We start from the raw sequence: 23,038 nt of genomic DNA, 5'->3' as shown, positions 1-23,038 counted from the left end.
GCGGGGGTCATAGACTTTCCCTCATGAGTGAGAGCCAGATCGAAACCGAGAACAAGCCTGACATCAAGCCCCGCAGCCGGGTGGTTACCGACGGCATCCACGCCGCACCGGCGCGCGGCATGTTCCGCGCGGTCGGCATGGGCGACGACGACTTCGCGAAGCCCCAGGTGGGCGTTGCGAGTTCGTGGAACGAAATCACTCCCTGCAACCTGTCCCTGAACCGGCTGGCCCAGGGCGCCAAGGAGGGCGTCCACGCCGGCGGCGGCTTCCCCATGCAGTTCGGCACCATCTCCGTGTCTGACGGCATCTCCATGGGTCACGAGGGCATGCACTTCTCCCTGGTCTCCCGCGAAGTCATCGCCGATTCCGTCGAAACCGTCATGCAGGCCGAACGGATTGACGGTTCAGTACTGCTCGCCGGCTGCGACAAGTCCCTCCCCGGCATGCTCATGGCTGCCGCCCGCCTCGACCTCTCCAGCGTGTTCCTCTACGCCGGCTCGATCATGCCCGGCTGGGTAAAGCTCGAGGACGGCTCCGAGAAGGAAGTCACCCTCATCGATGCCTTCGAAGCCGTGGGCGCCTGCGCCGCCGGCAAGATGAGCATGGAGGACCTCACCCGCATTGAGAAAGCCATCTGCCCCGGCGAAGGCGCGTGCGGCGGAATGTACACGGCCAACACCATGGCCTGTATCGGTGAGGCCCTGGGCATGTCCCTGCCCGGCTCTGCCGCCCCGCCCTCGGCAGACCGCCGTCGCGACGACTTTGCGCGCAAGTCCGGCGAAGCGGTGGTCAATCTGCTCCGCAAGGGCATTACCGCCCGCGACATTATGACCAAGGAGGCCTTCGAAAACGCCATCGCCGTCACCATGGCGTTCGGCGGGTCCACCAACGCGGTCCTGCACCTCCTGGCCATCGCCCGCGAAGCCGAGGTTGAGCTGAGCCTCGATGACTTCAACCGCATCGGTGACAAGATCCCGCACCTGGGCGACCTCAAGCCCTTCGGCCGCTATGTCATGACCGACGTCGACAGGATCGGCGGTGTGCCCGTCATCATGAAGGCACTGCTCGACGCCGGCCTGCTGCACGGCGACTGCCTCACCGTCACCGGCAAGACCGTGGCGGAAAACCTCGAGGCCATCAACCCGCCCGACGTTGACGGCAAGATCCTGCGCGCCCTGGACAACCCAATCCACAAGACCGGCGGCATCACCATCCTGCACGGCAGCATGGCTCCGGAAGGCGCCGTGGTCAAGAGTGCAGGCTTCGACGCCGACGTCTTCGAGGGGACCGCCCGCGTGTTCGATCGCGAGCAGGGTGCCCTGCAGGCGCTGGACAAGGGCGAAATCCACGCTGGCGACGTTGTGGTCATCCGTTATGAGGGGCCAAAGGGCGGCCCGGGTATGCGGGAGATGCTGGCCATCACCGGCGCCATCAAGGGTGCGGGCCTTGGCAAGGACGTTTTGCTGCTGACCGATGGCCGGTTCTCCGGCGGGACCACCGGGCTGTGCATCGGCCACGTCGCGCCGGAAGCGGTCGACGCCGGCCCTATCGCCTTCGTCAGGGACGGTGACCGGATCCGCGTGGACATCGCAGCGCGCAGCTTCGACCTGCTGGTGGATAACGCTGAGCTTGAAGACCGCAAGGTTGGCTGGGAGCCCCTGCCGGCCCGCTACACCAAGGGTGTCCTGGCCAAGTACGCCAAGCTGGTACACAGCGCCAGCACCGGTGCCTACTGCGGCTGACGACGGCGCCTGCCGCCGGGGGCGGCGTGGCGCGGCCCGCGTTTGAGCTGTCGCCACACGCACCCTGGCCTGGCTGGCTGGCTGGCTGGCTGGCGGGGTTAGGGTGCAGGTTGGCAAAACCTTTGGTCCCCATGCCATATGATCAAGGGGTGGACATTGGAGTCCACATGGTGAGATGGGATTGTCCCGCGTTGACACCCGTCACACCAGAGGGAAAACTGAACGCATGACTTTCGTTACCAACTGCGCAGCTGCAGTCGTCGTCCTTACCAAGCGCGTGGCTCACTAGCCCCGGCAACGAACTGTCACGCGCAAACCCCTCGAAGAGCCACCAAGGCTTGAGGGGTTTTTTTATTCCCCGCAGTTTCACCGTTATTGATGATCCACAAGGAAGAGTCCGATGAGCAAAGGATCGCCGATCAGCCCCTCGCTGATGGCTGCCAAGTCCCCCGGAGCCCCCAAGGCTCCGGAACGCGCCGACCGCACGGCTGAGCATGCCGCCGTCGTCGCCGACCTTGCTGCTGTCTCTCCTGTCCTTGGGCCGAACAACGTTGTACCCCCAACGGTGATGACCGGCTCGCAAGCTATTGTCCGCTCGCTCGAAGAACTCGGCGTCGACGATATTTTCGGTTTGCCTGGTGGCGCGATCCTGCCCACCTACGACCCCTTGATGGCCTCCACCATGAACCACGTGCTGGTCCGTCACGAACAGGGAGCCGGCCACGCCGCGCAAGGCTACGCCATGGTGACGGGACGGGTGGGCGTATGTATCGCCACCTCCGGCCCCGGTGCCACCAACCTCGTTACCGCCATCATGGATGCCCACATGGACTCCGTGCCCCTGGTGGCCATCACCGGCCAGGTGTCCAGCGGTGTCATTGGCACCGACGCCTTCCAGGAAGCGGACATCGTGGGCATCACCATGCCCATCACCAAGCACTCCTTCCTGGTGACCGACCCCAACGACATCCCGCATGTCATGGCGGAAGCTTTCCATCTGGCCTCCACCGGCCGCCCGGGCCCCGTCCTCGTGGACGTTGCCAAGGACGCCCAGGTGGGCCAGATGACCTTCTCCTGGCCGCCGAAGATCGACCTGCCGGGCTACCGGCCGGTCACCCGCGGCCACAACAAGCAGGTGCGCGAGGCAGCGAAGCTCATCGCGGCGGCCTCCAAGCCGGTCCTCTACGTTGGCGGCGGTGTGGTCAAGGCCCACGCCAGCGCCGAACTGCGGGCACTGGCCGAAGCCACCGGTGCGCCGGTGGTGACCACCCTGATGGCCAAGGGTGCGTTCCCTGACTCGCACCCGCAGCACGTCGGCATGCCCGGCATGCACGGTACTGTCTCGGCGGTGACCGCCCTGCAGCAGTCAGACCTGCTGATCACCCTGGGCGCCCGCTTCGATGACCGCGTCACCGGTGTCCTGAAGACGTTTGCGCCCCACGCCAAGGTGATCCACGCGGACATCGACCCCGCGGAAATCTCCAAGAACCGTGCCGCGGACGTTCCGATCGTGGGCTCGGTCAAGGAGATCATTCCCGAATTGACCGAGGCCGTTCGGGCCCAGTTCGAGGCAGCCGGAACCCCGGACCTCACCACTTGGTGGGCTTTCCTGAACAACCTCAAGGAAACCTACCCGCTGGGCTTCACCGAACCCGAAGACGGGCTCACCGCACCGCAGAAGGTCATCGAACGCATCGGCGCCCTGACCGGCCCCGAAGGCATCTACGTGGCGGGCGTTGGCCAGCACCAGATGTGGGCTGCGCAGTTCATCAAGTACGAACGCCCGCACGCCTGGCTGAACTCGGGCGGCGCCGGAACCATGGGCTACGCCGTTCCGGCAGCCATGGGCGCCAAGGTGGGGGAGCCGGACCGCGTGGTCTGGGCCATCGACGGCGACGGCTGCTTCCAGATGACCAACCAGGAACTCGCCACCTGCGCGATCAACAAGATCCCCATCAAGGTTGCTGTCATCAACAACTCCTCGCTGGGCATGGTGCGGCAGTGGCAGACCCTCTTCTACGAAGGCCGCTACTCCAACACCGACCTCAACACCGGCCACGACACCGTCCGCATCCCGGACTTCGTCAAGCTGGGGGAGGCCTACGGCTGCGCTTCGTTCCGCTGCGAACGCGACGAGGACATCGACGCCACCATCCAGAAGGCCCTCGAAATCAACGACCGCCCCGTGGTCATCGACTTCGTGGTGAGCCCCAACTCCATGGTGTGGCCGATGGTGCCCGCCGGCGTGAGCAACGACCAGATCCAGGTTGCCCGCAACATGACCCCGGACTGGGAAGAGGAAGACTGACCATGAGCCGCCATACACTTTCCGTCCTGGTTGAAGACAAACCCGGCGTCCTCACCCGCGTGGCAAGCCTCTTTGCCCGCCGGGCCTTCAACATCAACTCCCTGGCCGTCGGCCCCACCGAAGTCCCCGGAATTTCCCGGATGACAGTGGTGGTCGACGCCGATGGTGAGCTCATCGAGCAGGTCACCAAGCAGCTCAACAAGCTGGTGAACGTGATCAAGATCGTTGAACTGACCTCCGAATCTTCCGTACAGCGCGACCACATCCTGGTCAAAGTACGTGCGGATGCCGCAACACGCCTGCAGGTGACCCAGGCTGCAGACCTGTTCCGCGCCTCGGTGGTCGACGTGTCCACAGACTCCGTCGTCATCGAGGCAACCGGCCATCCCGAAAAGCTCACGGCACTGCTTTCAGTGCTGGAGCCCTTCGGCATCCGCGAAATCGTGCAGTCCGGCACCCTGGCCGTTGGACGGGGATCCCGCTCCATGAGTGACCGGGCATTGCGCTCCGCCTAGGCAGCAGGCCACGGCGGGACGCTTGCCCGCAACCGCAGCACCGCAAGACCACCATCTACAAAACCACTCAAGAGGAGTTACGCAAGTGACTGAAATGTTCTACGACGACGACGCCGACCTGTCGATCATCCAGGGCCGCAAGGTTGCCATCGTTGGCTACGGCTCGCAGGGCCACGCCCACGCTCTGAACCTTCGCGATTCCGGCGTCGAGGTTGTCATCGCCCTGAAGGACGGCTCCAAGTCAGCCGCCAAGGCCGAGGACGCCGGCTTCACGGTCAAGAACGTTGCCGACGCCGCCGAATGGGCCGACGTCATCATGATCCTGGCGCCGGACCAGTACCAGCGCTCGATCTACAACGACTCCATCAAGGACAAGCTGACCCCCGGCAAGGCACTGGCCTTCGCCCACGGCTTCAACATCCGCTTCGGCTACATCCAGGCGCCCGAGGGCGTTGACGTCATCCTGGTGGCTCCGAAGGCTCCCGGCCACACCGTGCGCCGCGAATTCGAAGCCGGCCGCGGTATCCCCGACATCATCGCCGTCGAGCAGGACGCTTCCGGCTCCGCCTGGGACCTGGCCAAGTCCTACGCCAAGGCCATCGGCGGCACCCGCGCCGGCGTCATCAAGACCACCTTCACCGAAGAGACCGAAACGGACCTCTTCGGCGAGCAGTCCGTTCTGTGCGGCGGTGTGTCCCAGCTGATCCAGTACGGCTTCGAGACCCTGACCGAAGCCGGTTACCAGCCGCAGATCGCCTACTTCGAGGTGCTGCACGAGCTCAAGCTCATCGTGGACCTCATGTGGGAAGGCGGCATCGCCAAGCAGCGCTGGAGCGTTTCCGACACCGCGGAATACGGCGACTACGTCTCCGGCCCGCGCGTCATCACCCCAGAGGTGAAGGAAAACATGAAGGCCGTCCTGGCCGACATCCAGTCCGGCGCCTTCGCCAAGCGGTTCATCGAGGACCAGGACAACGGCGGAGTTGAGTTCAAGGAACTGCGCGCCAAGGCAGAGCAGCACCCCATCGAAGAGGTTGGCCGCGAACTGCGCTCACTCTTCTCCTGGCAGCAGCAGGACGCGGACTACGTCGAAGGTTCCGCAGCCCGCTAAGGCCACCGCTCGCCGACAGGCGAACGCGCGACCGCCAGCTAAAGTGCCGCGATGAGGCCGGGTTCACACTTAACAATGTGAGCCCGGCCTTTCCGTCGGCCTAGACTTGTTCCCATCCCCAGGACTGCAACGCAGAGGATCAGCCGTGTCAAAACCCGTAGTACTGCTCGCCGAAGAACTTTCCCCCGCCACCATCGAGGCCCTCGGCCCGGACTTCGAAATCCGCCAGGCAGACGGCGCTGACCGTTCCCAGCTGCTTTCCGCGATTGGGGATGTTGACGCCATCCTGGTCCGTTCCGCAACGCAGGTGGATGCTGAAGCCATCGCAGCGGCGAAAAACCTCAAGGTCATCGCCCGCGCCGGCGTGGGGCTGGACAACGTGGACATCAAGGCCGCCACCCAGGCCGGCGTCATGGTGGTCAACGCCCCCACGTCCAACATCGTCTCCGCGGCAGAACTCACGGTGGGCCACATCCTCAGCCTTGCCCGCCACATCCCGCAGGCCAGTGCCGCCCTCAAGGACGGCGAATGGAAGCGGTCCAAGTACACCGGCATCGAGCTCTTCGAGAAGAAGATCGGCATCATCGGCCTCGGCCGCATTGGCGCCCTCGTGGCGGCACGCCTGAAGGGCTTCGACACCAAGATCCTCGCGTACGACCCCTACATCACCTCGGCCCGCGCAGCCCAGCTCGGCGTTCAGCTGGTCACCCTGGACGAGCTGCTCGCCCAGTCCGACTTCATCACCATCCACATGCCGAAGACCCCCGAAACCGTGGGCATGCTCGGTGCGGATGCCTTCAAGAAGATGAAGAACACCGCCTACGTCATCAACGTCGCCCGCGGTGGCCTGGTGGACGAAGAGGCCCTGTTCACGGCCCTGCAGGACGGCGACATCGCCGGTGCCGGCGTCGACGTCTTCTCCAAGGAGCCGAGCACGGACCTTCCGTTCTTCAAGCTCGACAACGTGGTGGTCACCCCGCACCTTGGAGCCTCCACCGATGAAGCCCAGGAAAAGGCCGGCGTGTCCGTTGCCAAGTCGGTCCGCCTGGCGCTCGCCGGCGAACTGGTCCCGGACGCAGTCAACGTCGCCGGCGGCGTCATCGCCCCCGACGTGCGCCCCGGCATCCCGCTCATCGAGAAGCTGGGCCGCATCTTCACTGCGCTGACCCACGACTCGCTGACGCAGTTCGACATTGAAGTTGCCGGCGAAATCTCCTCGCTGGACGTCAAGGTGCTGGAACTGGCGGCCCTGAAGGGGATCTTCGCCGACGTTGTCACCGAACAGGTTTCCTACGTCAACGCCCCGGTGATCGCCGAGCAGCGCGGCATCAACGTCCGCCTGATCACCACACCGGATACCGAGTCCTACCGCAACGTGCTGACCCTGCGCGGCGCACTGAGCGACGGCAGCCAGATCTCCGTGGCGGGCACCCTGACCGGTCCCAAGCAGATCCAGAAGCTGGTGGGCATCAACGGCTTCGAGGTGGAAATCCCCATCAGCGAACACCTCGTGGTGGTGGCTTACGCCGACCGTCCCGGCGTCATCGGCACCATCGGCCACATCCTGGGCATGAACAACATCAACATCGCCGGCATGCAGGTGGCCCGCCACGACGAAGGCGGACAGGTGCTGGCGCTCCTGACCATCGACAGTTCTGTCCCGCAGCAGGTCCTGGACGCCATCAAGGCCGGCATCGGCGCCGAGATGGTCCGCGAAGTGGACCTGGAGGACTAGTCCGCCCGTTCGCGCGAAACGCCGAACGACACGTCTCCGCTCGGCGCGTCCCGGCGCGGCCACGTATGATTGGCCGGTCTGCTTAATATGGCCTGGTCCCTTCTCGGGACCGGTCCGGCAGGCCGGCCAATACTTTTTGCACATCCGTCCGTAATCGTCCATGTCCGCTGCCGCCACGTGGTCGACACGGGTGTGCGCTACGCAATCCAGGTTTCAGGGAGTTCAATGAACGCCGTCCAGAGGTTCATCAGGAGCAAAGTGCTGCTGTTGACCGCGGCCATCCTGATCGCAGCCATGTGCTTGTCGGTCCTCGTCCAAAGCCAGTCACAGGCTGCACTCAACAGGACCGTGGATGAAAATTCACGCGGCCTGTACGACGTGCTGGTCCAGGCCAAGGCTCCTGCTGGAGCCTTGCTGCAGCCCGAGATTGCCAACGGCACCGGCGGGATCAGCTTCGAGCAGCTGGATTCGATCCGGAAGCTCTCCGGAACGTCGGTGGCTGCCCCCATCAGCCTCGTGTCCCGCGTGACTCAGAACCTTGAGGCGCCCCGGCTGGACGCCATGGACTACCTCGGCTACAACGCCGGCCTCGCCGGAACGGCAACGGCCGACCAGGCTGCCGGAGCCACGTCCCCGGACAAGTGGCCCGCCGCTGAATCCGTGCTGGGCGACAAGGCCAAGAAGTACCGCCTGACCGCCAGCGCAGTGAGCTCGGACGGCGTTTCCGAACAGACACTGTTTAAGTCCACCGCCGAGGGAACGCTGGGCAAGGCCAAGCTCGTTGAAGAGAAAGCCGCCGGAGGCAGCAGCATCCGCATCGCTGCGCCCGCCGGCGAAACCGGCATCAAATTCCCGTCCCCGGCCGGCGGTTCCGAGCACAACCTGTTCAACCTGTCCGTCTCCCTGCCGCTCGCTCCCGAGGTGACGGAATCCGTGGTGGCCGTTGACCCCGCATCGGAGCGCGCCCTCCTTGGCACTGCCGGGGACTTCCTGGCCCCGCTCGAAAAAGCGCCGCCTGCCGACGCACGGAACGCCGGCGCCGTCGGCCGGTACCTCGAAGGCCTCTTCACCAACGGCATTGGCCTCGACGAACTCAAGGACGGGCCGGACTTCCTGGGCGTAAAGCTCAAATACTGGGCACCCCTGATGACCCAGTACCAGCAGGCCAAGCGCACCGGCCAGCTGACGTCCGACTCCCAGGCCATCCCCCTGGTGGTCCGCTCCGGCACCTCCCTTGACCTGAAGTACAACGTCAAGATCGAAGAGATCGACGACTCCGGCAAGGTCATCAACGAGGTGGGCACCGCCACCCGCTCCCTCGACAAGGACTACCTCCCGTTCGTCTCGAAGGACCCCTTTGCGCTGTCCTGGCCCGGCTCGACCGACCACACATCGCTGCTGGGTGCCAACGGGAACTTCAACCAGGGTCTCTACACGCCCGCAAAATGGAGCACCGACTTTGCGGCAGCTCCCAAGTACTCCGACGCGGGCACGGCGGCCAACGGCGCCGTGGACAAGAACGCCGTCCCCGGTGAATGGGTAACCGTCAACCGCCTGCCCGAAAAGAGCGCCAACGGTGCCCCGGTGGACCAGACCCAGCGCGAGCCCGTGGACGAGCGGTCCTACCGGGACAACCTGTCCACCGGAGAGAAGCAGGCTTCCCCGCTGGCCATGGTGTACGGCACGTTCGACCCGGCAGCAGTGGCCGAGGCCTCCGGAGACGTCAACAAGCTGCCCCTGGGCGGCTACGACCCCACACCGTTCACGATGGTCAAGGACGCCGAAGGCAAGGATGTTCCGGCGACGGAGCTCCAGCCGTCCCTCAGCGCCACCGGACTGGCCAGCCAGTCCGCGGGCGCCATCACGGACTACTACGGCCTCGCCGCAGCCCGCGGCTACACCAACAACGCCAACGTCATCGACGCCATCCGGGTCCGCGCCAAGGCGCCGGGCAGCTGGAAGGAAGCACAGCCCGACGTCGAGAAGCTCGCCGCGGAGATCCGCGACATGGGACTGGAAGCCACCATCGTGGCAGGTTCAGCCCGTGAAGACGCCAGCATCTTCGTCCCCGGCTACTCCAAGGACGACGCCGGCAAAGAATCGCCGCTGGGTACCGTCCAGCAGTCCTGGGTCCGGCAGAACGCCGCCGACGCCGTCACCGGATCGCTGTCCGGAACCAACGTCACCCTGCTGTTCCTGACCCTCTGCGGGGCCGCCCTCCTCACCGGGGCATCAACGGTGAGCTACATCCGCAAACGGCGCAGCGAGGCCGGAACCCTCCGCGCCATGGGCTGGACCCAGCGGAGGATCCGCAGCTGGGTGCTCGAGGAATTCGGCGTCGGCGCGGTCCTGCTGGCCGTGGCGGGCATCGCGCTGAGCCTCATCAGCTGGAGCCTGTCCACCGCACTCGTTTGCGCCGCGGTCCTGGTGCTCTACGCCGCCGCAGCACTGTTTGCCGCACAGCAGCTCAAGCACCGCGACGTCATCGACCAGGAACCGCAGCACGACGAACGGCTGATCCCGGTGGACTCGCCGCTGACCTTCGCCAACCGCCAGCTGGGCACCAACAAGTTCAACACCCTGTCCCTGGCCGTGGCAGTGGGTGTCTTCGGTGCCGCCGTGGGTGGACTGATCGCACTGCTGATCGACATTCCCCGCGCAGCCGGCGCCAGCGCGCTGAGCGGACTTGCCGCAGCCAGCGTGGCGCTGCCCAGCATCCTGCTGGCGATCGCCGGCGTGGCCGTGGGACTCGTCCTCACCCTGGTCACCGGCAGGTTCGAACTGAACGCCAAGCGCCAGTACCTGGGCATCCTCGAGGCCATGGGCTGGAACCCCGACATGCTGCGGCAGGTCCGCCTGTTCGAAAACGCGCTGGTGGGAACCGTCGCCCTGCCCCTGGGCGTGCTGGGCGCCCTCGGCATCGGCCTCCTCCTGGCCCCCTACGCCGCGCTGTGGGCAGGCGTTGCCGGCCTCGTGGCAGTACTTTGCTGGATTCCAATTGCAACGAAAGTGGTCCAATGACAAACCCGACGAATGTCCAGCGGAGCCGCAGGGGCGGCTCCGGCGAGGTTCCCCTGCAGACCCGCGCCAACACCATCGTCAAGGCGGCCGACCACGCCACCCCGCTGGAGCTGAGTGACATCACCATCCGCTACGGCGGCGGCAAGGGCGGGGCCGAAGCCGTCAGCGTCGTGGAGGGCTTTGACCTGACCCTGCACGCCGGCGAGATGCACTGCGTCGCCGGCCGAAGCGGCTCGGGAAAGACCAGCATCCTCACGGTCGGGGCAGGACTGACGCTGCCGACGTCGGGACGCGTCTTCTGGGAAGGCGATTCCCTTGAAAGCATGGGCGACGACGAAATCGCCGACCGCCGTCGCGCGCTGATCGGCTACGTGGACCAGGGCGGTGCCCTGATCGACGGCATGAGCGCCTTGGAAAACGTCCTCCTGCCGGCCGTCCCCGACGGCGAGGTGGACCAGCGCCGCGACATGGCCAAGGACCTCCTGGACCTGGTGGGCCTGGGCCGCCGCATGCGGCACCGGCCCGCGCAGCTTTCCGGCGGTGAGCGGCAGCGCGTCGCGATCGCCCGCGCCCTGATCCTTGGCACCCGCGTCCTGGTGGTGGATGAGCCCACCGCCAGCCTGGACCGCGCGTCGGCCAACCGCATTATCAGCATCCTCAAGGACACCACGTCCGACGGCATCGCCGTCCTGGTGGCGTCACACGACCACGAACTGGTCCGGCTGAGCGATAGCCTGACTGAACTGATCTAGCCCGTCCCTCCGCATCGAAGGTAACTGTCCGCACGTGACTGCTTCAGAGAAAACGCCGTTCTACATCACCACGGCCATCACCTACCCCAACGGCGTGCCGCACATCGGCCACGCCTACGAGTACATCGCCACCGACGCCATGGCGCGCTTCAAGCGGCTGGACGGCTACGACGTGATGTTCCTGACGGGCACGGACGAGCACGGGATGAAGATCGCCCAGACGGCCGAAAAGGAAGGCATCACTCCCAAGGAGCTGGTGGACCGGAACGCGGAAGTCTACAAGGCGGCGCACGAAGCCCTGGGCATCACGTACGACCGCTTCATCCGGACCACGGACGAGGACCACTACGCGGCGTCGCAGGCCATCTGGAAGAAGATGGAAGCCAACGGCGACATCTACCTCGACAAGTACGAGGGCTGGTACTCCGTCCGGGACGAGGCCTTCTACGGCGAGGACGAGACCGTTGTGAAGGACGACGGCGTGCGCTACTCGAAAGAGACGGACACCGAGGTGACATGGACGGCCGAGGAGAGCTACTTCTTCCGGCTGTCCGCATACCAGGACAAGCTGCTGGCCCTCTACGAAGCGCAGCCTGAGTTCGGTGCCCCGCAGTCCCGGTTCAACGAAGTGATCAGCTTCGTCAAGCGCGGCCTGGAGGACCTGTCCATCAGCCGCACCACCTTCGACTGGGGCGTCCCGGTTCCAGGCAACAGCAACCACGTCATGTACGTGTGGGTGGATGCACTGACCAACTACCTCACCGGTGTGGGCTACCCGGACGTGGACTCCGAGAAGTTCCGCCGGTTCTGGCCGGCCGATGTCCACGTGATCGGCAAGGACATCTCCAGGTTCCACGCCATCTACTGGCCCGCCTTCCTCCTGAGCGCCGGCCTGGAACTGCCCAAGCGCGTCATGATCCACGGCTTCCTGCACAACAACGGCGTCAAGATGTCCAAGTCGCTGGGCAACGTGGTGGCACCGGCCGATTTCGTGGAGCAGTACGGTTTGGACCAGGTGCGGTTCTTCTTCCTCCGCGAGGTGCCGTTCGGAGCTGACGGCAGCTACAACCACGAGGCCATCGTGGGACGGATGAACTCGGACCTGGCGAACAACTTCGGCAACCTGGCGCAGCGTTCCCTGTCCATGGTGGCCAAGAACTGCGGGCGGGCGGTTCCCACCCCGGGCGCTTTCACAGACGCGGACGCCACCATCCTGGAACAGGCCGGCGCCCTGCTTGACACAGCGCGGGCTGCCTTCGACAAGCAGGAATTCAGCCGCGCCCTCGAAGCCATCTGGGCCGTCCTTGGCGACACCAACGCCTACTTCGCCGAGCAGGCGCCCTGGGTGCTGCGGAAGACCGACGTCGAACGCATGAACACCGTCCTTTACGTCACCCTTGAGGTGCTCCGGATCGTGGCCATCCTTGCCCAGCCGGTGATGCCGGGCTCGACGGCGCGGCTGCTTGATTCCCTCGGCCAGCCCGAAGGGGAAGCACGCCAGTTCGCTGCCGTCGCCACGCGCATCGCCGCCGGGACGCCGCTGCCTGCACCGGCGCCCGTGTTCCCCAAGTACGAGGAACCGACAGAGGCATAGCCGGTCCGATCCACGAAAGGGCAGGAGCCGCGGGATGTCCGCGGCTCCTGCCCTTTGCTGTTGTGGTGCCGGCGGGTGGACCTAGGTAGTGGCGAGCCCCTGCACGGGTGACAACCGGGACGCCCGCCTGGCGGGAAGGACCGAGGCCAGCAGCCCGGCGGCGAGCGCCACGGCCAGCACTCCCGCCAGCTGCAGCCACGGAACCACGGGCGTGACCGTGGCCAGGCTTCCGAGCGCCGAACGGGCGCCCAGCCATCCGTACACCGTGCCCAGGGCTGAGCCGAGCAGCGCCGCTACGGCGGCAACCAGGACGGCCTCCAGCGCGAGCATTCCGCGGAGCTGGCCGCGGGTCAGGCCCAGTGCCCGCAGCAGGGAGTTCTCACGCGTCCGCTCCAGCACGGACAGGGACAGCGTGTTGGCCACACCAATCAGGGCGATCAGCACGGCGACCCCCAGCAGTCCGGTGACCACCAGCAGCAACACGTCAATAACTTCGTTGAACGTGACACGCTCAATGGCCGCACCGCTGACGGCGCTCCCGCCAACGCCGAGGGCATGGGCCACGCTGGACTGGATTTCGCGGATCCGGTTTCCGGAGGGCTGCCCGCCGCCGGCGCCCTCGGAGAGCCGGATCCACACGGCAGCACCCGAGGCCGCAGCGTTGGCTTCCGGAGCGCCAGCCCCGGTGGCGGCTGCGCCGGCGGCAAGCCCAAACTGGCGGGCTGTGTCGCTGGAGACCAACGGTGGCATGTTCCGGGTCCGCAGCACCACCGCATCCAGGGCGACAGCACCCGCAGCGCCGTCCACCTGCGCCGTGCCCGCGCGCCACCCCTCGGGCAGGTAGATTTTGCCCGGCTCCAAAGTCAGGGACCCGTCACGCAGCAGGTTTCCCGCCTCCGCCGTATCCAGCGCGTAAACAGGGCTCTCCATACCGTCGCTTCCGGTCCGTCCCACCACCGGCAGCAGGGCGGCCACAGCCACGCCGTCCACCCGGGACACGGCATCACGCTGTGCCGTTGACAGTGGCTGGCCTCCGGACCCGGCGGAGACGGCCATGTCCACGGGGTAGGTTTCCGCGAGTGCATCGTCGAAAGCCTGGCGTGCGGTGGCGGCTCCGGTCATCATCAGTGCCACCAGGGTTACGCCGATGAGCAGGGCGGCGGCGGTCACGGAGGTCCGCGCAGGGTTGCGGACAGCGTTGAGGGCGGCAAGCCTGCCCGGCACTCCGGCCGGCGCGGCGAGCCTGCCAAGCAGGGCCACGAGCCGGGGTACGAACAGGGTGGCGCACAGCAGCACCCCGATGAAGGAGAGCACGCCGCCGGCGAAGGCCACCACCAGCACCACGCCGGCGGCGCCGTATGCCAGCAGCGGCACACCCAGCGCCAATGCGGTTAGGCCCAGCACCAGCCGTACGCGGCCCCGGTGGTTGCCGATACCGGCGTCGTCAGCAGGGCGCAGCGCGGCAAGCGGGGCCACCGCCGTGGCCGCCCTGGCCGGGACCAGGGCGGCCACCAGTGTCAGGAGCGTGCCCACCACAAGTCCGGCAACAATGGACGACGGCGGCACGGCCATGGTGGCAAAGGCCATGTCCGGTTGTGTCCCGGCCCAGCCGATCAGGGCAGCCATCAGGCCGGTGGCGGCAAGCACGCCCGCAGCTGAGGAAACCAACCCCACCACCAGGGCTTCGGCCAGGACCGAATTCCGTACCTGGGACCGTCCAGCGCCCAGGCACCGCAGCAGTGCCAGTTCCCGAGTACGCTGTGCCACCAACACCGCGAAAGTGTTGGACACCACCAGCCCCGACACAAGCAGCGCCACGCCGGCGAATGCCAGGAGCACAACGGTCAGTTCGTCCTTGCCTCCGGTCATTTGGGCCACCTGGGCGGTTACCTGTTCGTCCGCGGTCTTGAGCTGGGCCCCTGCAGCGCCCGCGGCGGCCAGTCCCGCGCTGACGCTGGCCTTCGCCTCTTCAGTGCCGGTACGGGGATCAAGGGCAAGCTGGATGCTGGCGTAACCCGGCGCCGCAGCAAGAGCACTGACGGCGGGTGTCCCGGCCACCAGCTGTGGCAAGGCGGAGGAGAAGGGATCGTTGCTGGCCCGAAGGATGCCGGTGATGGTCATGGACATTGCAGTTGCCCCGTCTGCCGCCCTGACGGTAAGCGGGTCACCGGCCGCCAGGCCATAACGGGCTGCTGTGGCTGCGTCCAGCGCAAGGCCGTCGGCGCTGCCCGGGAGGGTCCCGCTGGCCAGGACGGCGGTCTCCAGGGCCGCAGGCGCGAGGTTCCGGACCTGCGCGAAAACCTGTTCGCCCCTGGCCGTGAACTCTCCGTACGCCAGCAGCTGGCCGTAGGCTTCCGCCACACCGGCTGTGTTTCCGGCCGCCCGCAACGCGGTTTCGTCGAAGGTGCCCTCCTCCGGGGTGGCGACCAGGTCGGCCTTGCTGTACGCCTCGCCGAGGCTGGCGCCCAGGGTGGCCTGCGTGCTGGCACCCACCATGAGCGTGGTGGACAGGAAGGCCACCGAGAGCATGACCGCAAGGCCGACGGCGACGAAACGCCGGCCGTGGGAATGGAACTGCGACAAGGCGACGCGAAGCACCGTCAGCCTCCCAGCTTGCCGAGGGCTGCCAGCACGGAATCGGCCGTGGGCCCGGCAATGTCGCCCACGAGGGTACCGTCGCTCATCAGGACCACCCGGTCGGCGTAACTGGCGGCAACGGGGTCGTGGGTGACCATGATGATGGTCTGTCCCATCTCGCGGCTGCTGCGGCGCAGCAACGCCAGTACTTCGCCGCCGGCGGTGGAATCGAGGTTGCCGGTGGGTTCATCGCCGAAGACCACATCCGGCCGGGTCAGGAGCGCCCTGGCCACGGCAACCCGCTGCTGCTGGCCGCCGGAGAGTTCGTGCGGCCGGTGGCTGAGCCGGTCCTTCAGGCCGAGCGTCGCCACTACGGAGTCGAACCAGGCCGTGTCGGTTGCCTTGCTCGCCAGCGCCAACGGCAGCGTGATGTTCTGCTCGGCGGTAAGTGTGGGTACCAGGTTGAAGGCCTGGAAGACGAAACCGATCCTGTCGCGGCGGAGGGCGGTCAACTGCTTGTCACCGAGGCCCGTAATATCCGTACCGCCCACCAGGACGCGTCCCGAATCCGCCGTGTCCAGGCCGGCGAGGCAGTGCATGAGCGTGGACTTTCCCGAGCCGGAGGGGCCCATGATGGCCGTGAACCGGCCGGCCTCGAAGCCCACGCTGACCTCGCGCAGGGCGGTGACCCGGGTGGCGTCGCGGCCATAGGTCTTTGTCACGGACAAGGCCTGCACAGCAGGGGGCGCGGTGATGTTTCCCGGGTTGGGGGAGCGGTGGGCATGCACGGAAGTTGTCATATTTCCACGCTATGGGGCAGCTCCCTGCCTCGGGATCGGCCGGCGGTCTGGTCCTGCCGGGGCCCGGCTCATACCGTGGTCTGAGTCCGTGCCCATAAACTGTCAGCCTCCGGGGGTTACCACTCCGGTCTCGTACGCGATCACCACGGCCTGGACGCGGTCGCGGGCGCCCAGCTTGGCCAGGATGTGCCCAACGTGGGTTTTCACCGTCGCTTCGGACACGAACAGGCCAGCCGCTATCTCAGGATTGGACCGGCCCTGCGCAATGAGCTGGAACACCTCGCGCTCGCGGGTGGTGAGCCGCTGTACAGCGGCGTGGTGTTCAGGCCGTTCGTTGCCCTGGGTGCGCAGCAGCGGTGCGACATGGTCCAGGAGTCGCCGGGTGGTGGACGGGGCGATGACGGCATCTCCGCGGTGGACGGTCCGGATAGCCTCCAGCAGTTCCTCCGGGGGAGCGTCCTTGAGCAGGAACCCGCTGGCGCCGGCCTGGATGGCAGCCAGCGCGTACTCGTCAAGGTCGAAAGTTGTCAGCACCACCACCCGGAGGTCTGCCCTGGCCGAACCGGCGGGGGCCGCAAGTGCACTTTCCATCAGCCGGCGGGTGGCTTCGATCCCGTCCATGCCCGGCATCCGGACATCCATCAGGACGACGTCGGCCGCCACCGCTCCGAGCGCCTGCAGTGCTTCAAGGCCGTTGCCCGCTTCGACCACGACGTCAAGGTCCGGCTGGGAGTTGATCAGCATGCCAAATCCCGACCTGACCAACTGCTGGTCATCGACCAGGGCAACCCTGATCCTGTCCGCAGACGGGCGTTCTTCCAGGAGTGTCATTGCTCAGGCCTCTGTATAGGGGAGGAAAGCCGAGACCAGGAAGCCCCCGCCCGCAGCCGGTCCGGCTGCCAACGAACCATCGTAGAGGTTGATCCGCTCCCGCATGCCCCGCAGGCCGTTGCCGCCGTGCGCCGCAGCTTCGCGGGCGTGGTCCGCGGAGGCGCCCCGGCCGTCGTCGTACACCTCAATCTGCAGCCCACGCTGCTGCCACCGGATAGCGGCACTGGCGCTGGCCCGCGGGCCGGCGTGCTTGAGGACGTTGGTGAGCGCCTCCTGGAGCACCCGGTAGGCGGTGAGTTCGGCGCCGGCCGGAAGGGCCCGTCGCGGGTTGCCTTGCTGTTCAAAAGCCAGGCGAAGCCCTGCCGCCCGGAAGCCGAGGAACAGCTCGTCCACATCTGAGAGCCCCGGCAGGGGACGGGTGGTGGCCCCATCGCCGTGCCGCAGAACGCCCAGCAGCCGCCGCATTTCCGCGAGCGAGGTCCGGGCCGTAGCGGCGACGGTGGCCAGTGTCTCGGTGGCGACCGAAGGGTTGGCTGCGGCGGCGTACCTGGCGCCGTCGGACTGGGTGATGATCACGGAGAGGGAATGGGCCACGATGTCGTGCATCTCCCGGGCGATGTGGGCGCGTTCATCGGCGGCGGCGAGGGAGCGTTCCTGCTGTTGTTCAATTTCGAGCCTGCGGGCACGGTCTGAAAGGGTCTGGAGTTGCTGCCGCCGCACCCGGGTCAGGTCGCCCAGGGTCCAGCTGAAGAGGACCAGCATCCAGATCAGCACCGTATAGACGGCGCTGATGGTCAGGCCAAGGACTCCGGTTTCAGCCGTGCTGCTGAGGTTGCGGGAGGTCAGGAGCACCCCACCGAGCAGGCCCAGGCCAAGGACCGAGCGGCTGGCCCAGGCGGGACCATAGGCGGCAACGGCGTAGATGACCAGCGGAACGGCCACCAGGCCCGCCAGCGGCTCAAGGCCGGCGGCCCACAGCGCCAGGCAGGCGAGCACGATGGCTGCTGCGGCACGGACGGGACTGGTCCGCCGCCAGGCCAGTGGAACCACCAGTGCGCTGGACAGGACGAAATGGCCTGGCCTGTCGGCGAGGAGATAGACCGGGCCGCAGAACAACAGGACCGTAAACATAAGTGCCAGGTCCACCCGGAAGGTGTTGACCCGGAGCCACTGATAGAGCTTATGCCGACGTTCCACCCGGGAACTCTATGCTGTTGGGGCCGGACGACGCCTCATACCGGAGGCTGATCTCCGCCTCCACAGGCAGCACCAGGACACCCCCAGACACCTGTCACGTCTGAATAGTGAGACGGGTTGATCAGCATATGGATGTTTTGGCTACCCTGAAAATATGAGCGCATCCTCCATTGACCTTGCAGTAATCCCCGGCGACGGCATCGGCCCTGAGGTCATTGCCGAGGCAGTCAAAGTGCTGGAAAAGGCTGTGGCCGCAGAGGGAGTGGAGCTCAAGCAGACCCACTACAAGCTTGGTGCCGAGCACTGGCTGGCCACCGGCGAAACCCTGCCGGACGAGGTTCTCGCGGACCTGCGGACCCGCGATGCCATCCTGTTCGGCGCTGTCGGCGCAGCCCCCGGCGACACCCGCATCCCGTCCGGCATCATTGAGCGTGAGATGCTCCTGAAGCTGCGCTTCAGCCTTGACCACTACGTCAATCTGCGCCCGTCAAGGCTGTACGGCACCGTCGGCAGCCCCCTCGCCAACCCGGGCACCATTGATTTCATTGTGGTCCGCGAAGGAACCGAAGGCCCTTATGTGGGCAACGGCGGCAGCCTGCGCGCCGGCACACCGCATGAGGTAGCCACAGAGGTCTCCCTGAACACTGCCCACGGCGTTGAGCGCGTGGTCCGCGATGCCTTCCGCCGCGCCAGCGCCCGCGAACGCAAGCACGTCACCCTGGTTCACAAGCACAACGTCCTGGTCTTCGCCGGGCACCTCTGGAAGCGCACCGTCGAGGCTGTGGCCCAGGAGTTCCCCGAGGTCACCCACGACTACCTGCATGTGGACGCCGCCACCATCTTCATGGTCACCGACCCGTCCCGCTTCGACGTGATCGTCACCGACAACCTTTTCGGTGACATCCTCACGGACCTGGCTGCCGCCATTACCGGCGGCATCGGGCTGGCCGCCAGCGGAAACATCAACATGGACCGCACTGCGCCCTCAATGTTCGAACCCGTCCACGGTTCCGCGCCGGACATCGCCGGACAGGGCAAGGCAGATCCGACGGCGGCCATCCTCTCCGCAGCGCTCCTGCTGGACCACCTTGGCTATGCCGAAGCGGCCCGGAAGATCGAAGCCGCTGTAGTGGCCGACGTCGAAAAGCGCGACGGCACCGCCCGGAGCACCACCGCCGTCGGCGACGCCATCGCCGCCGGACTCTGACCCGCGCCGGAGCCACCGGCATCGGGCGTAAGCTTGTCTCGAATTACCCAATGCCGCCACCTTCGTTCAGCGCTGAACCCCGGCGGCCGATCGTGGAGGAACCATGACCCAGACTGCCCATGGCGTCGAATTCAGCCTGCAGCCTTCGGCGAACCCGAAGACCGCAGAACAGCGTGAAGCCATCCTGGCGAACCCGGGATTCGGCAACTACTTCACCGACCACACCGCCGTCGTCGACTACAGCGTGGACGCGGACGGCAACGGCGGCTGGCACGACCCCCGGGTCGAAGCCTACGGACCCATCGTCCTGGATCCTTCCGCAGCCGTCTTCCACTACGGCCAGGAGATCTTCGAAGGGTTGAAGGCCTACCGCCACGCTGACGGTTCCGTCTGGACGTTCCGTCCGGAGGCCAATGCGGCCCGGCTGAACAAGTCCGCACGCCGGCTTGCGCTTCCCGAACTGCCCGTGGAGTACTTCCTCGGCGCCATTCGCGAGCTTGTGGCCGCGGACAAGGACTGGGTTCCCAACGGTGATGGCGAGGCCCTTTACCTGCGGCCGTTCATGATCGCTACCGAGGCCTTCCTCGGCGTCCGCGCCGCACGCGAGGTCTCCTTCCGGGTCATCGCTTCGCCTGCCGGCAACTACTTCGGCGGCGAGCTCAAGCCGGTCTCCATCTGGATCTCGCGCGAGTACGCCCGTGCAGGGCGCGGCGGAACGGGCGACGCGAAGTGCGGCGGCAACTACGCCGCTTCCCTGATCGCCCAGCAGGAAGCTGAAGCCAACGGCTGCAAGCAGGTCCTCTTCCTCGACCACTTCAACGACGACGCCGTGGAAGAGCTCGGTGGCATGAACGTCTTCTTCGTCATGAAGGACGGCTCCCTGGTCACGCCCGCCCTCACCGGCACCATCCTCGAAGGTGTCACCCGGATGTCCGTCATGCAGGTGGCCAAGGACATGGGCCGGGAGGTCACCGAGCGCAAGATCACCCTCGATGAATGGCGCGACGGCGTTGCCTCCGGCGAGATCGCAGAGGTCTTTGCCTGCGGTACCGCGGCCGTTATTACCCCCATCGGGGTCCTCAAGGACGCCACGGAATTCATCGGCTCTGAGGACGCCAAGGCCGGCGAAACCACCATGGCCATCCGCGAACAGCTGCTGGGCATCCAGACGGGGACCGTTCCGGACACCCACGGCTGGCTGACCCGCCTCGCCTGAGCGGGCAGACGGCTTGGAAACGCACGACGGCGCCTGCCGGACTTTGGTCCATGCAGGCGCCGTTTGCGTTTACGGCCATTGCCGGCCGGTCAGCGCCGGGCTGCCTTGCGGGCGGCATTCTTCCGGGCTTTGCGGGAGACCGGCTTCAGGGCCTTCCGGGCCGCCTCTTCGGCCAGCGCGTGCTGGCGCCGGGAGTCGATGATGTCGTTAAACAGGGACGAGGCAAACACGCCGCCGTCCTGCGCGTACACCTCATAGTGATAGCCCTCGAAGGCCGCGGGGGTGGCCCCGGCAGTGAACGGTTCCCTGCCCGTGGCCTTGGCGGCCGCGTCGCCCAGCGCCCAGGTGCGGGTCAGGTGCGTGGTGAGGTTTTCACTGGCGAAAGCTGCGGCGTCACCCGACACGGCGGCACGCTTCAGCAGTTCCTCCAGTTCGCCGGCCAGGATACCGGCCGCCTGTGCGTCTGCGGCCTCCGACTCGGCGAGGTCCACCCCGGCGGCGTCCACTGCTTCGCTCCAGTCGGCCGTCCCGCGGAATGTCTTCCAGGTGGGAAACCAGACCACGGTTCCTGCCGCGTGGTTGTGGATGTGCAGGAGCCCGGTGCTCTTCTCCGTCGAGGAGTGGTCGTGGCCGTCCGCTTCTGCGTTGGCGATGAGTTCTGCAAGGCTGGGTGCGCTGGTCATGAATGTATCCGGCTTCCTGGTGGTGGATGGGGCGTCATTTGTGGTCAACCCACCCGGGTGTTCGATCTATTCCGGCCCGTGATCCGGCGCCGGGGATCGGGCAGCCCCGGTCCATCGGTGCAAGGATGGGGCAGTGACTCCAGATTCCGCCGCCAGCCTGCAGCGCAGTTCCGACCTGACCCGGTTCATCCTTGCCCCCAATCCCGGGCCCATGAGCCTGGACGGGACCAACTCCTATGTCCTTGCCGGTCCCGGCAGCCCCACCGCGGTGGTGGTGGATCCCGGACCGGACAATGAAGTTCACCTGTTGGCGCTGGCGCGCGCGGCCGCCGTCGAACTCGTCCTCATCACCCACCGGCACGCCGACCACACGGCGGGTTCGGCACGATTGCACAAGCTGACCGGCGCCCCTGTCCGCGCCGCGGATCCCGCCCACTGCCACGGCGGGGGAGCGCCGCTGCAGGACGGCGAAGTGGTCCGCGCCGCCGGGCTCCAGCTGACCGTACTGGCCACCCCGGGACACACCTCCGACTCGGTCTGCTTCCACCTGGCCGGCGACGGGCCGGACGGGTCCGTCCTGACCGGGGACACCATCCTGGGCAGGGGAACCACCATGCTGGACTATCCCGACGGGACGCTGGGGGACTACCTGGCCACCCTGGACCGGCTTGAGGCCATGGGGCCGGCCACGGTCCTGCCGGCCCACGGACCTGTCCTGCCCTCCCTGGCGGAGGTTGTCCGCGGCTACCGGACGCACCGCCACGAACGCCTGGCGCAGATCCGCGCAACCCTGGACCGGCTGGGCCGGGACGCGTCCGTTGGCGACGTGGCGGACGCCGTCTATTCCGACGTCGGACCTTCCGTCAGGCGCGCCGCCGAGATGTCAGTGGCCGCGCAGCTGCACTACCTGCGGGAAGGTCATGGCAATGCTGGGGCCCACCTGGGAAACGGTAGGGTATGAACCATGCGTATTGCGAGGTTTGTCGTCGATTCCGATCCCCTGTACGGCGTTGTTGAAGGTGACGCTGGCAGCGAGGAAATTACTGTCATCCAGGGTGACCCGTTCTTCAATGGCGTGGAGCGCACGTCGGTCCGCCACAAGCTGGAGGACGTCCGGCTGCTGGCGCCGATTATCCCGCGCAGCAAGGTGATCGGCGTCGGCCGGAACTTCGTCGAGCACGCCCACGAGCTCGGCAACGATGTGCCTGCCCAGCCGCTGCTGTTCCTCAAGCCGAACACGGCCGTCGTCGGCCCAAACGATCCCGTCGTGCTGCCGGAGTTCTCCGAGGAGATCTCCTTTGAGGCAGAGCTGTGCGTCGTCATCGGCCGGATCTGCAAAGACGTCCCCGAAGACCGCGTCGACGACGTCATCTTCGGTTATACCTGTGGCAACGACCTCACGGCCCGCGACGTCCAGAAGACCGACCTGCAGTGGACCCGTGCCAAGGGGTTCGATACTTCCGCGCCGCTTGGCCCGTGGATTGAAACGGAGCTGGACACCGAGGACCTGCAGATCCAGGGCAGGCTCAACGGCGAATTGCGCCAGGACGGCAACACCAACCAGATGATCCGCGGCGTCCGGGAACTGGTCTCGGTCGTCTCCCAGGCGTTCACCCTGCTGCCTGGTGACGTGATCATGACCGGCACTCCCGCCGGCGTCGGTCTGGTCACCGCCGGTGACCGGTACGAAGTGGAAATCGAAGGCATCGGCCGGCTGTCCAACCCGATCGTCCGCCGCTAAGGGACAGG

17 protein-coding genes are annotated in these 23,038 nt (G+C 66.6%); 12 read left to right on the top strand and 5 right to left on the bottom strand.

The features are described from left to right. Positions 1 to 23 precede the first annotated feature (23 nt). The 8 genes from ilvD (at position 24) to metG (ending at position 12,778) form a co-directional block, all read left to right on the top strand. On the top strand, positions 24 to 1,742 hold the full coding sequence (ilvD, locus tag ACP3TD_RS12490) for a dihydroxy-acid dehydratase (RefSeq protein ID WP_426763278.1): 1,719 nt from the start codon (positions 24 to 26) through the stop codon (positions 1,740 to 1,742). A 400-nt stretch (positions 1,743 to 2,142) separates the two neighbouring features. Next, a complete protein-coding gene (locus ACP3TD_RS12485; protein ID WP_426763276.1) occupies positions 2,143 to 4,050 on the top strand; it encodes an acetolactate synthase large subunit in 1,908 nt (635 codons plus the stop codon). A 2-nt stretch (positions 4,051 to 4,052) separates the two neighbouring features. Next, positions 4,053 to 4,565, top strand: coding sequence for an acetolactate synthase small subunit (gene ilvN / locus ACP3TD_RS12480; protein ID WP_045730609.1), 513 nt, complete (start codon positions 4,053 to 4,055; stop codon positions 4,563 to 4,565). Between the two features lie 85 nt (positions 4,566 to 4,650). Next, positions 4,651 to 5,676 (top strand): ketol-acid reductoisomerase, encoded by a 1,026-nt coding sequence (ilvC, locus tag ACP3TD_RS12475; RefSeq protein WP_056085271.1) that lies wholly within the window; start codon positions 4,651 to 4,653, stop codon positions 5,674 to 5,676. 145 nt (positions 5,677 to 5,821) lie between these two features. Next, entirely contained in the window at positions 5,822 to 7,411 is a 1,590-nt protein-coding gene (gene serA, locus ACP3TD_RS12470) for a phosphoglycerate dehydrogenase (protein ID WP_426763273.1), read from the top strand. Positions 7,412 to 7,636: 225 nt separating this feature from the next. Further along, complete coding sequence (locus tag ACP3TD_RS12465) at positions 7,637 to 10,432, top strand: ABC transporter permease (protein ID WP_426763271.1); 2,796 nt, start codon at positions 7,637 to 7,639, stop codon at positions 10,430 to 10,432. Beyond that, positions 10,429 to 11,184 carry an ABC transporter ATP-binding protein gene (locus ACP3TD_RS12460; protein ID WP_091721010.1) on the top strand — a complete coding sequence of 252 codons (756 nt, stop codon included), beginning with the start codon at positions 10,429 to 10,431 and terminating at the stop codon, positions 11,182 to 11,184. The genes ACP3TD_RS12465 and ACP3TD_RS12460 overlap by 4 nt, the downstream gene beginning before the upstream one ends. 34 nt (positions 11,185 to 11,218) lie before the next feature. Continuing rightward, positions 11,219 to 12,778, top strand: a complete 1,560-nt coding sequence (metG, locus tag ACP3TD_RS12455) for a methionine--tRNA ligase (RefSeq protein WP_426763270.1) — start codon at positions 11,219 to 11,221, stop codon at positions 12,776 to 12,778. 81 nt (positions 12,779 to 12,859) lie between these two features. Here metG and ACP3TD_RS12450 read toward each other — a convergent pair whose 3' ends face one another. The 4 genes from ACP3TD_RS12450 to ACP3TD_RS12435 form a co-directional block, all read right to left on the bottom strand. After that, complete coding sequence (locus tag ACP3TD_RS12450) at positions 12,860 to 15,376, bottom strand: FtsX-like permease family protein (protein WP_426763268.1); 2,517 nt, start codon at positions 15,374 to 15,376, stop codon at positions 12,860 to 12,862. Between the two features lie 2 nt (positions 15,377 to 15,378). Beyond that, positions 15,379 to 16,155 (bottom strand): ABC transporter ATP-binding protein, encoded by a 777-nt coding sequence (locus ACP3TD_RS12445; RefSeq protein WP_426763266.1) that lies wholly within the window; start codon positions 16,153 to 16,155, stop codon positions 15,379 to 15,381. Positions 16,156 to 16,257: 102 nt separating this feature from the next. Beyond that, positions 16,258 to 16,986: a response regulator gene (locus ACP3TD_RS12440; protein WP_426763264.1), complete on the bottom strand. Its 729-nt coding sequence runs from the start codon at positions 16,984 to 16,986 to the stop codon at positions 16,258 to 16,260. A gap of 3 nt (positions 16,987 to 16,989) precedes the next feature. Further along, the gene (locus tag ACP3TD_RS12435) at positions 16,990 to 18,183 is read right to left on the bottom strand and encodes a sensor histidine kinase (RefSeq protein WP_426763262.1); all 1,194 of its coding nucleotides are present in this window, start codon (positions 18,181 to 18,183) and stop codon (positions 16,990 to 16,992) included. A gap of 154 nt (positions 18,184 to 18,337) precedes the next feature. Between ACP3TD_RS12435 and ACP3TD_RS12430 the strand changes: the two genes are divergently transcribed. Next, positions 18,338 to 19,390, top strand: coding sequence for a 3-isopropylmalate dehydrogenase (locus tag ACP3TD_RS12430; RefSeq protein ID WP_015937447.1), 1,053 nt, complete (start codon positions 18,338 to 18,340; stop codon positions 19,388 to 19,390). A 103-nt stretch (positions 19,391 to 19,493) separates the two neighbouring features. Continuing rightward, on the top strand, positions 19,494 to 20,606 hold the full coding sequence (locus ACP3TD_RS12425; protein ID WP_426763260.1) for a branched-chain amino acid aminotransferase: 1,113 nt from the start codon (positions 19,494 to 19,496) through the stop codon (positions 20,604 to 20,606). 89 nt (positions 20,607 to 20,695) lie between these two features. Here ACP3TD_RS12425 and ACP3TD_RS12420 read toward each other — a convergent pair whose 3' ends face one another. Beyond that, on the bottom strand, positions 20,696 to 21,289 hold the full coding sequence (locus ACP3TD_RS12420; protein ID WP_426763258.1) for a hypothetical protein: 594 nt from the start codon (positions 21,287 to 21,289) through the stop codon (positions 20,696 to 20,698). Positions 21,290 to 21,422: 133 nt separating this feature from the next. On the opposite strand from ACP3TD_RS12420, the gene ACP3TD_RS12415 reads away from it, so the two are divergent. Next, a complete protein-coding gene (locus ACP3TD_RS12415) occupies positions 21,423 to 22,250 on the top strand; it encodes an MBL fold metallo-hydrolase (protein WP_426763256.1) in 828 nt (275 codons plus the stop codon). A gap of 3 nt (positions 22,251 to 22,253) precedes the next feature. Further along, positions 22,254 to 23,030, top strand: coding sequence for a fumarylacetoacetate hydrolase family protein (locus tag ACP3TD_RS12410; RefSeq protein ID WP_426763254.1), 777 nt, complete (start codon positions 22,254 to 22,256; stop codon positions 23,028 to 23,030). The last annotated feature ends 8 nt before the right edge of the window (positions 23,031 to 23,038 follow it).

Source organism: Pseudarthrobacter sp. 1G09, from assembly GCF_050038305.1.
Classification (GTDB): Bacteria; Actinomycetota; Actinomycetes; order Actinomycetales; family Micrococcaceae; genus Arthrobacter; species Arthrobacter equi.
This window is presented reverse-complemented; position numbering and strand designations above follow the sequence as displayed.

Excerpts from the sequence above, each read along its gene's own strand:
- ACP3TD_RS12425 (WP_426763260.1), top strand. The coding sequence starts at position 19,494 with ATGACCCAGACTGCCCATGGCGTCGAATTCAGCCTGCAGCCTTCGGCG.
- ACP3TD_RS12445 (WP_426763266.1), bottom strand. The coding sequence starts at position 16,155 with ATGACAACTTCCGTGCATGCCCACCGCTCCCCCAACCCGGGAAACATC.
- ACP3TD_RS12485 (WP_426763276.1), top strand. The coding sequence starts at position 2,143 with ATGAGCAAAGGATCGCCGATCAGCCCCTCGCTGATGGCTGCCAAGTCC.
- ACP3TD_RS12430 (WP_015937447.1), top strand. The coding sequence starts at position 18,338 with ATGAGCGCATCCTCCATTGACCTTGCAGTAATCCCCGGCGACGGCATC.
- ilvN (WP_045730609.1), top strand. The coding sequence starts at position 4,053 with ATGAGCCGCCATACACTTTCCGTCCTGGTTGAAGACAAACCCGGCGTC.
- ACP3TD_RS12420 (WP_426763258.1), bottom strand. The coding sequence starts at position 21,289 with ATGACCAGCGCACCCAGCCTTGCAGAACTCATCGCCAACGCAGAAGCG.
- ACP3TD_RS12465 (WP_426763271.1), top strand. The coding sequence starts at position 7,637 with ATGAACGCCGTCCAGAGGTTCATCAGGAGCAAAGTGCTGCTGTTGACC.
- ACP3TD_RS12410 (WP_426763254.1), top strand. The coding sequence starts at position 22,254 with ATGCGTATTGCGAGGTTTGTCGTCGATTCCGATCCCCTGTACGGCGTT.
- ilvD (WP_426763278.1), top strand. The coding sequence starts at position 24 with ATGAGTGAGAGCCAGATCGAAACCGAGAACAAGCCTGACATCAAGCCC.
- ACP3TD_RS12460 (WP_091721010.1), top strand. The coding sequence starts at position 10,429 with ATGACAAACCCGACGAATGTCCAGCGGAGCCGCAGGGGCGGCTCCGGC.
- ACP3TD_RS12440 (WP_426763264.1), bottom strand. The coding sequence starts at position 16,986 with ATGACACTCCTGGAAGAACGCCCGTCTGCGGACAGGATCAGGGTTGCC.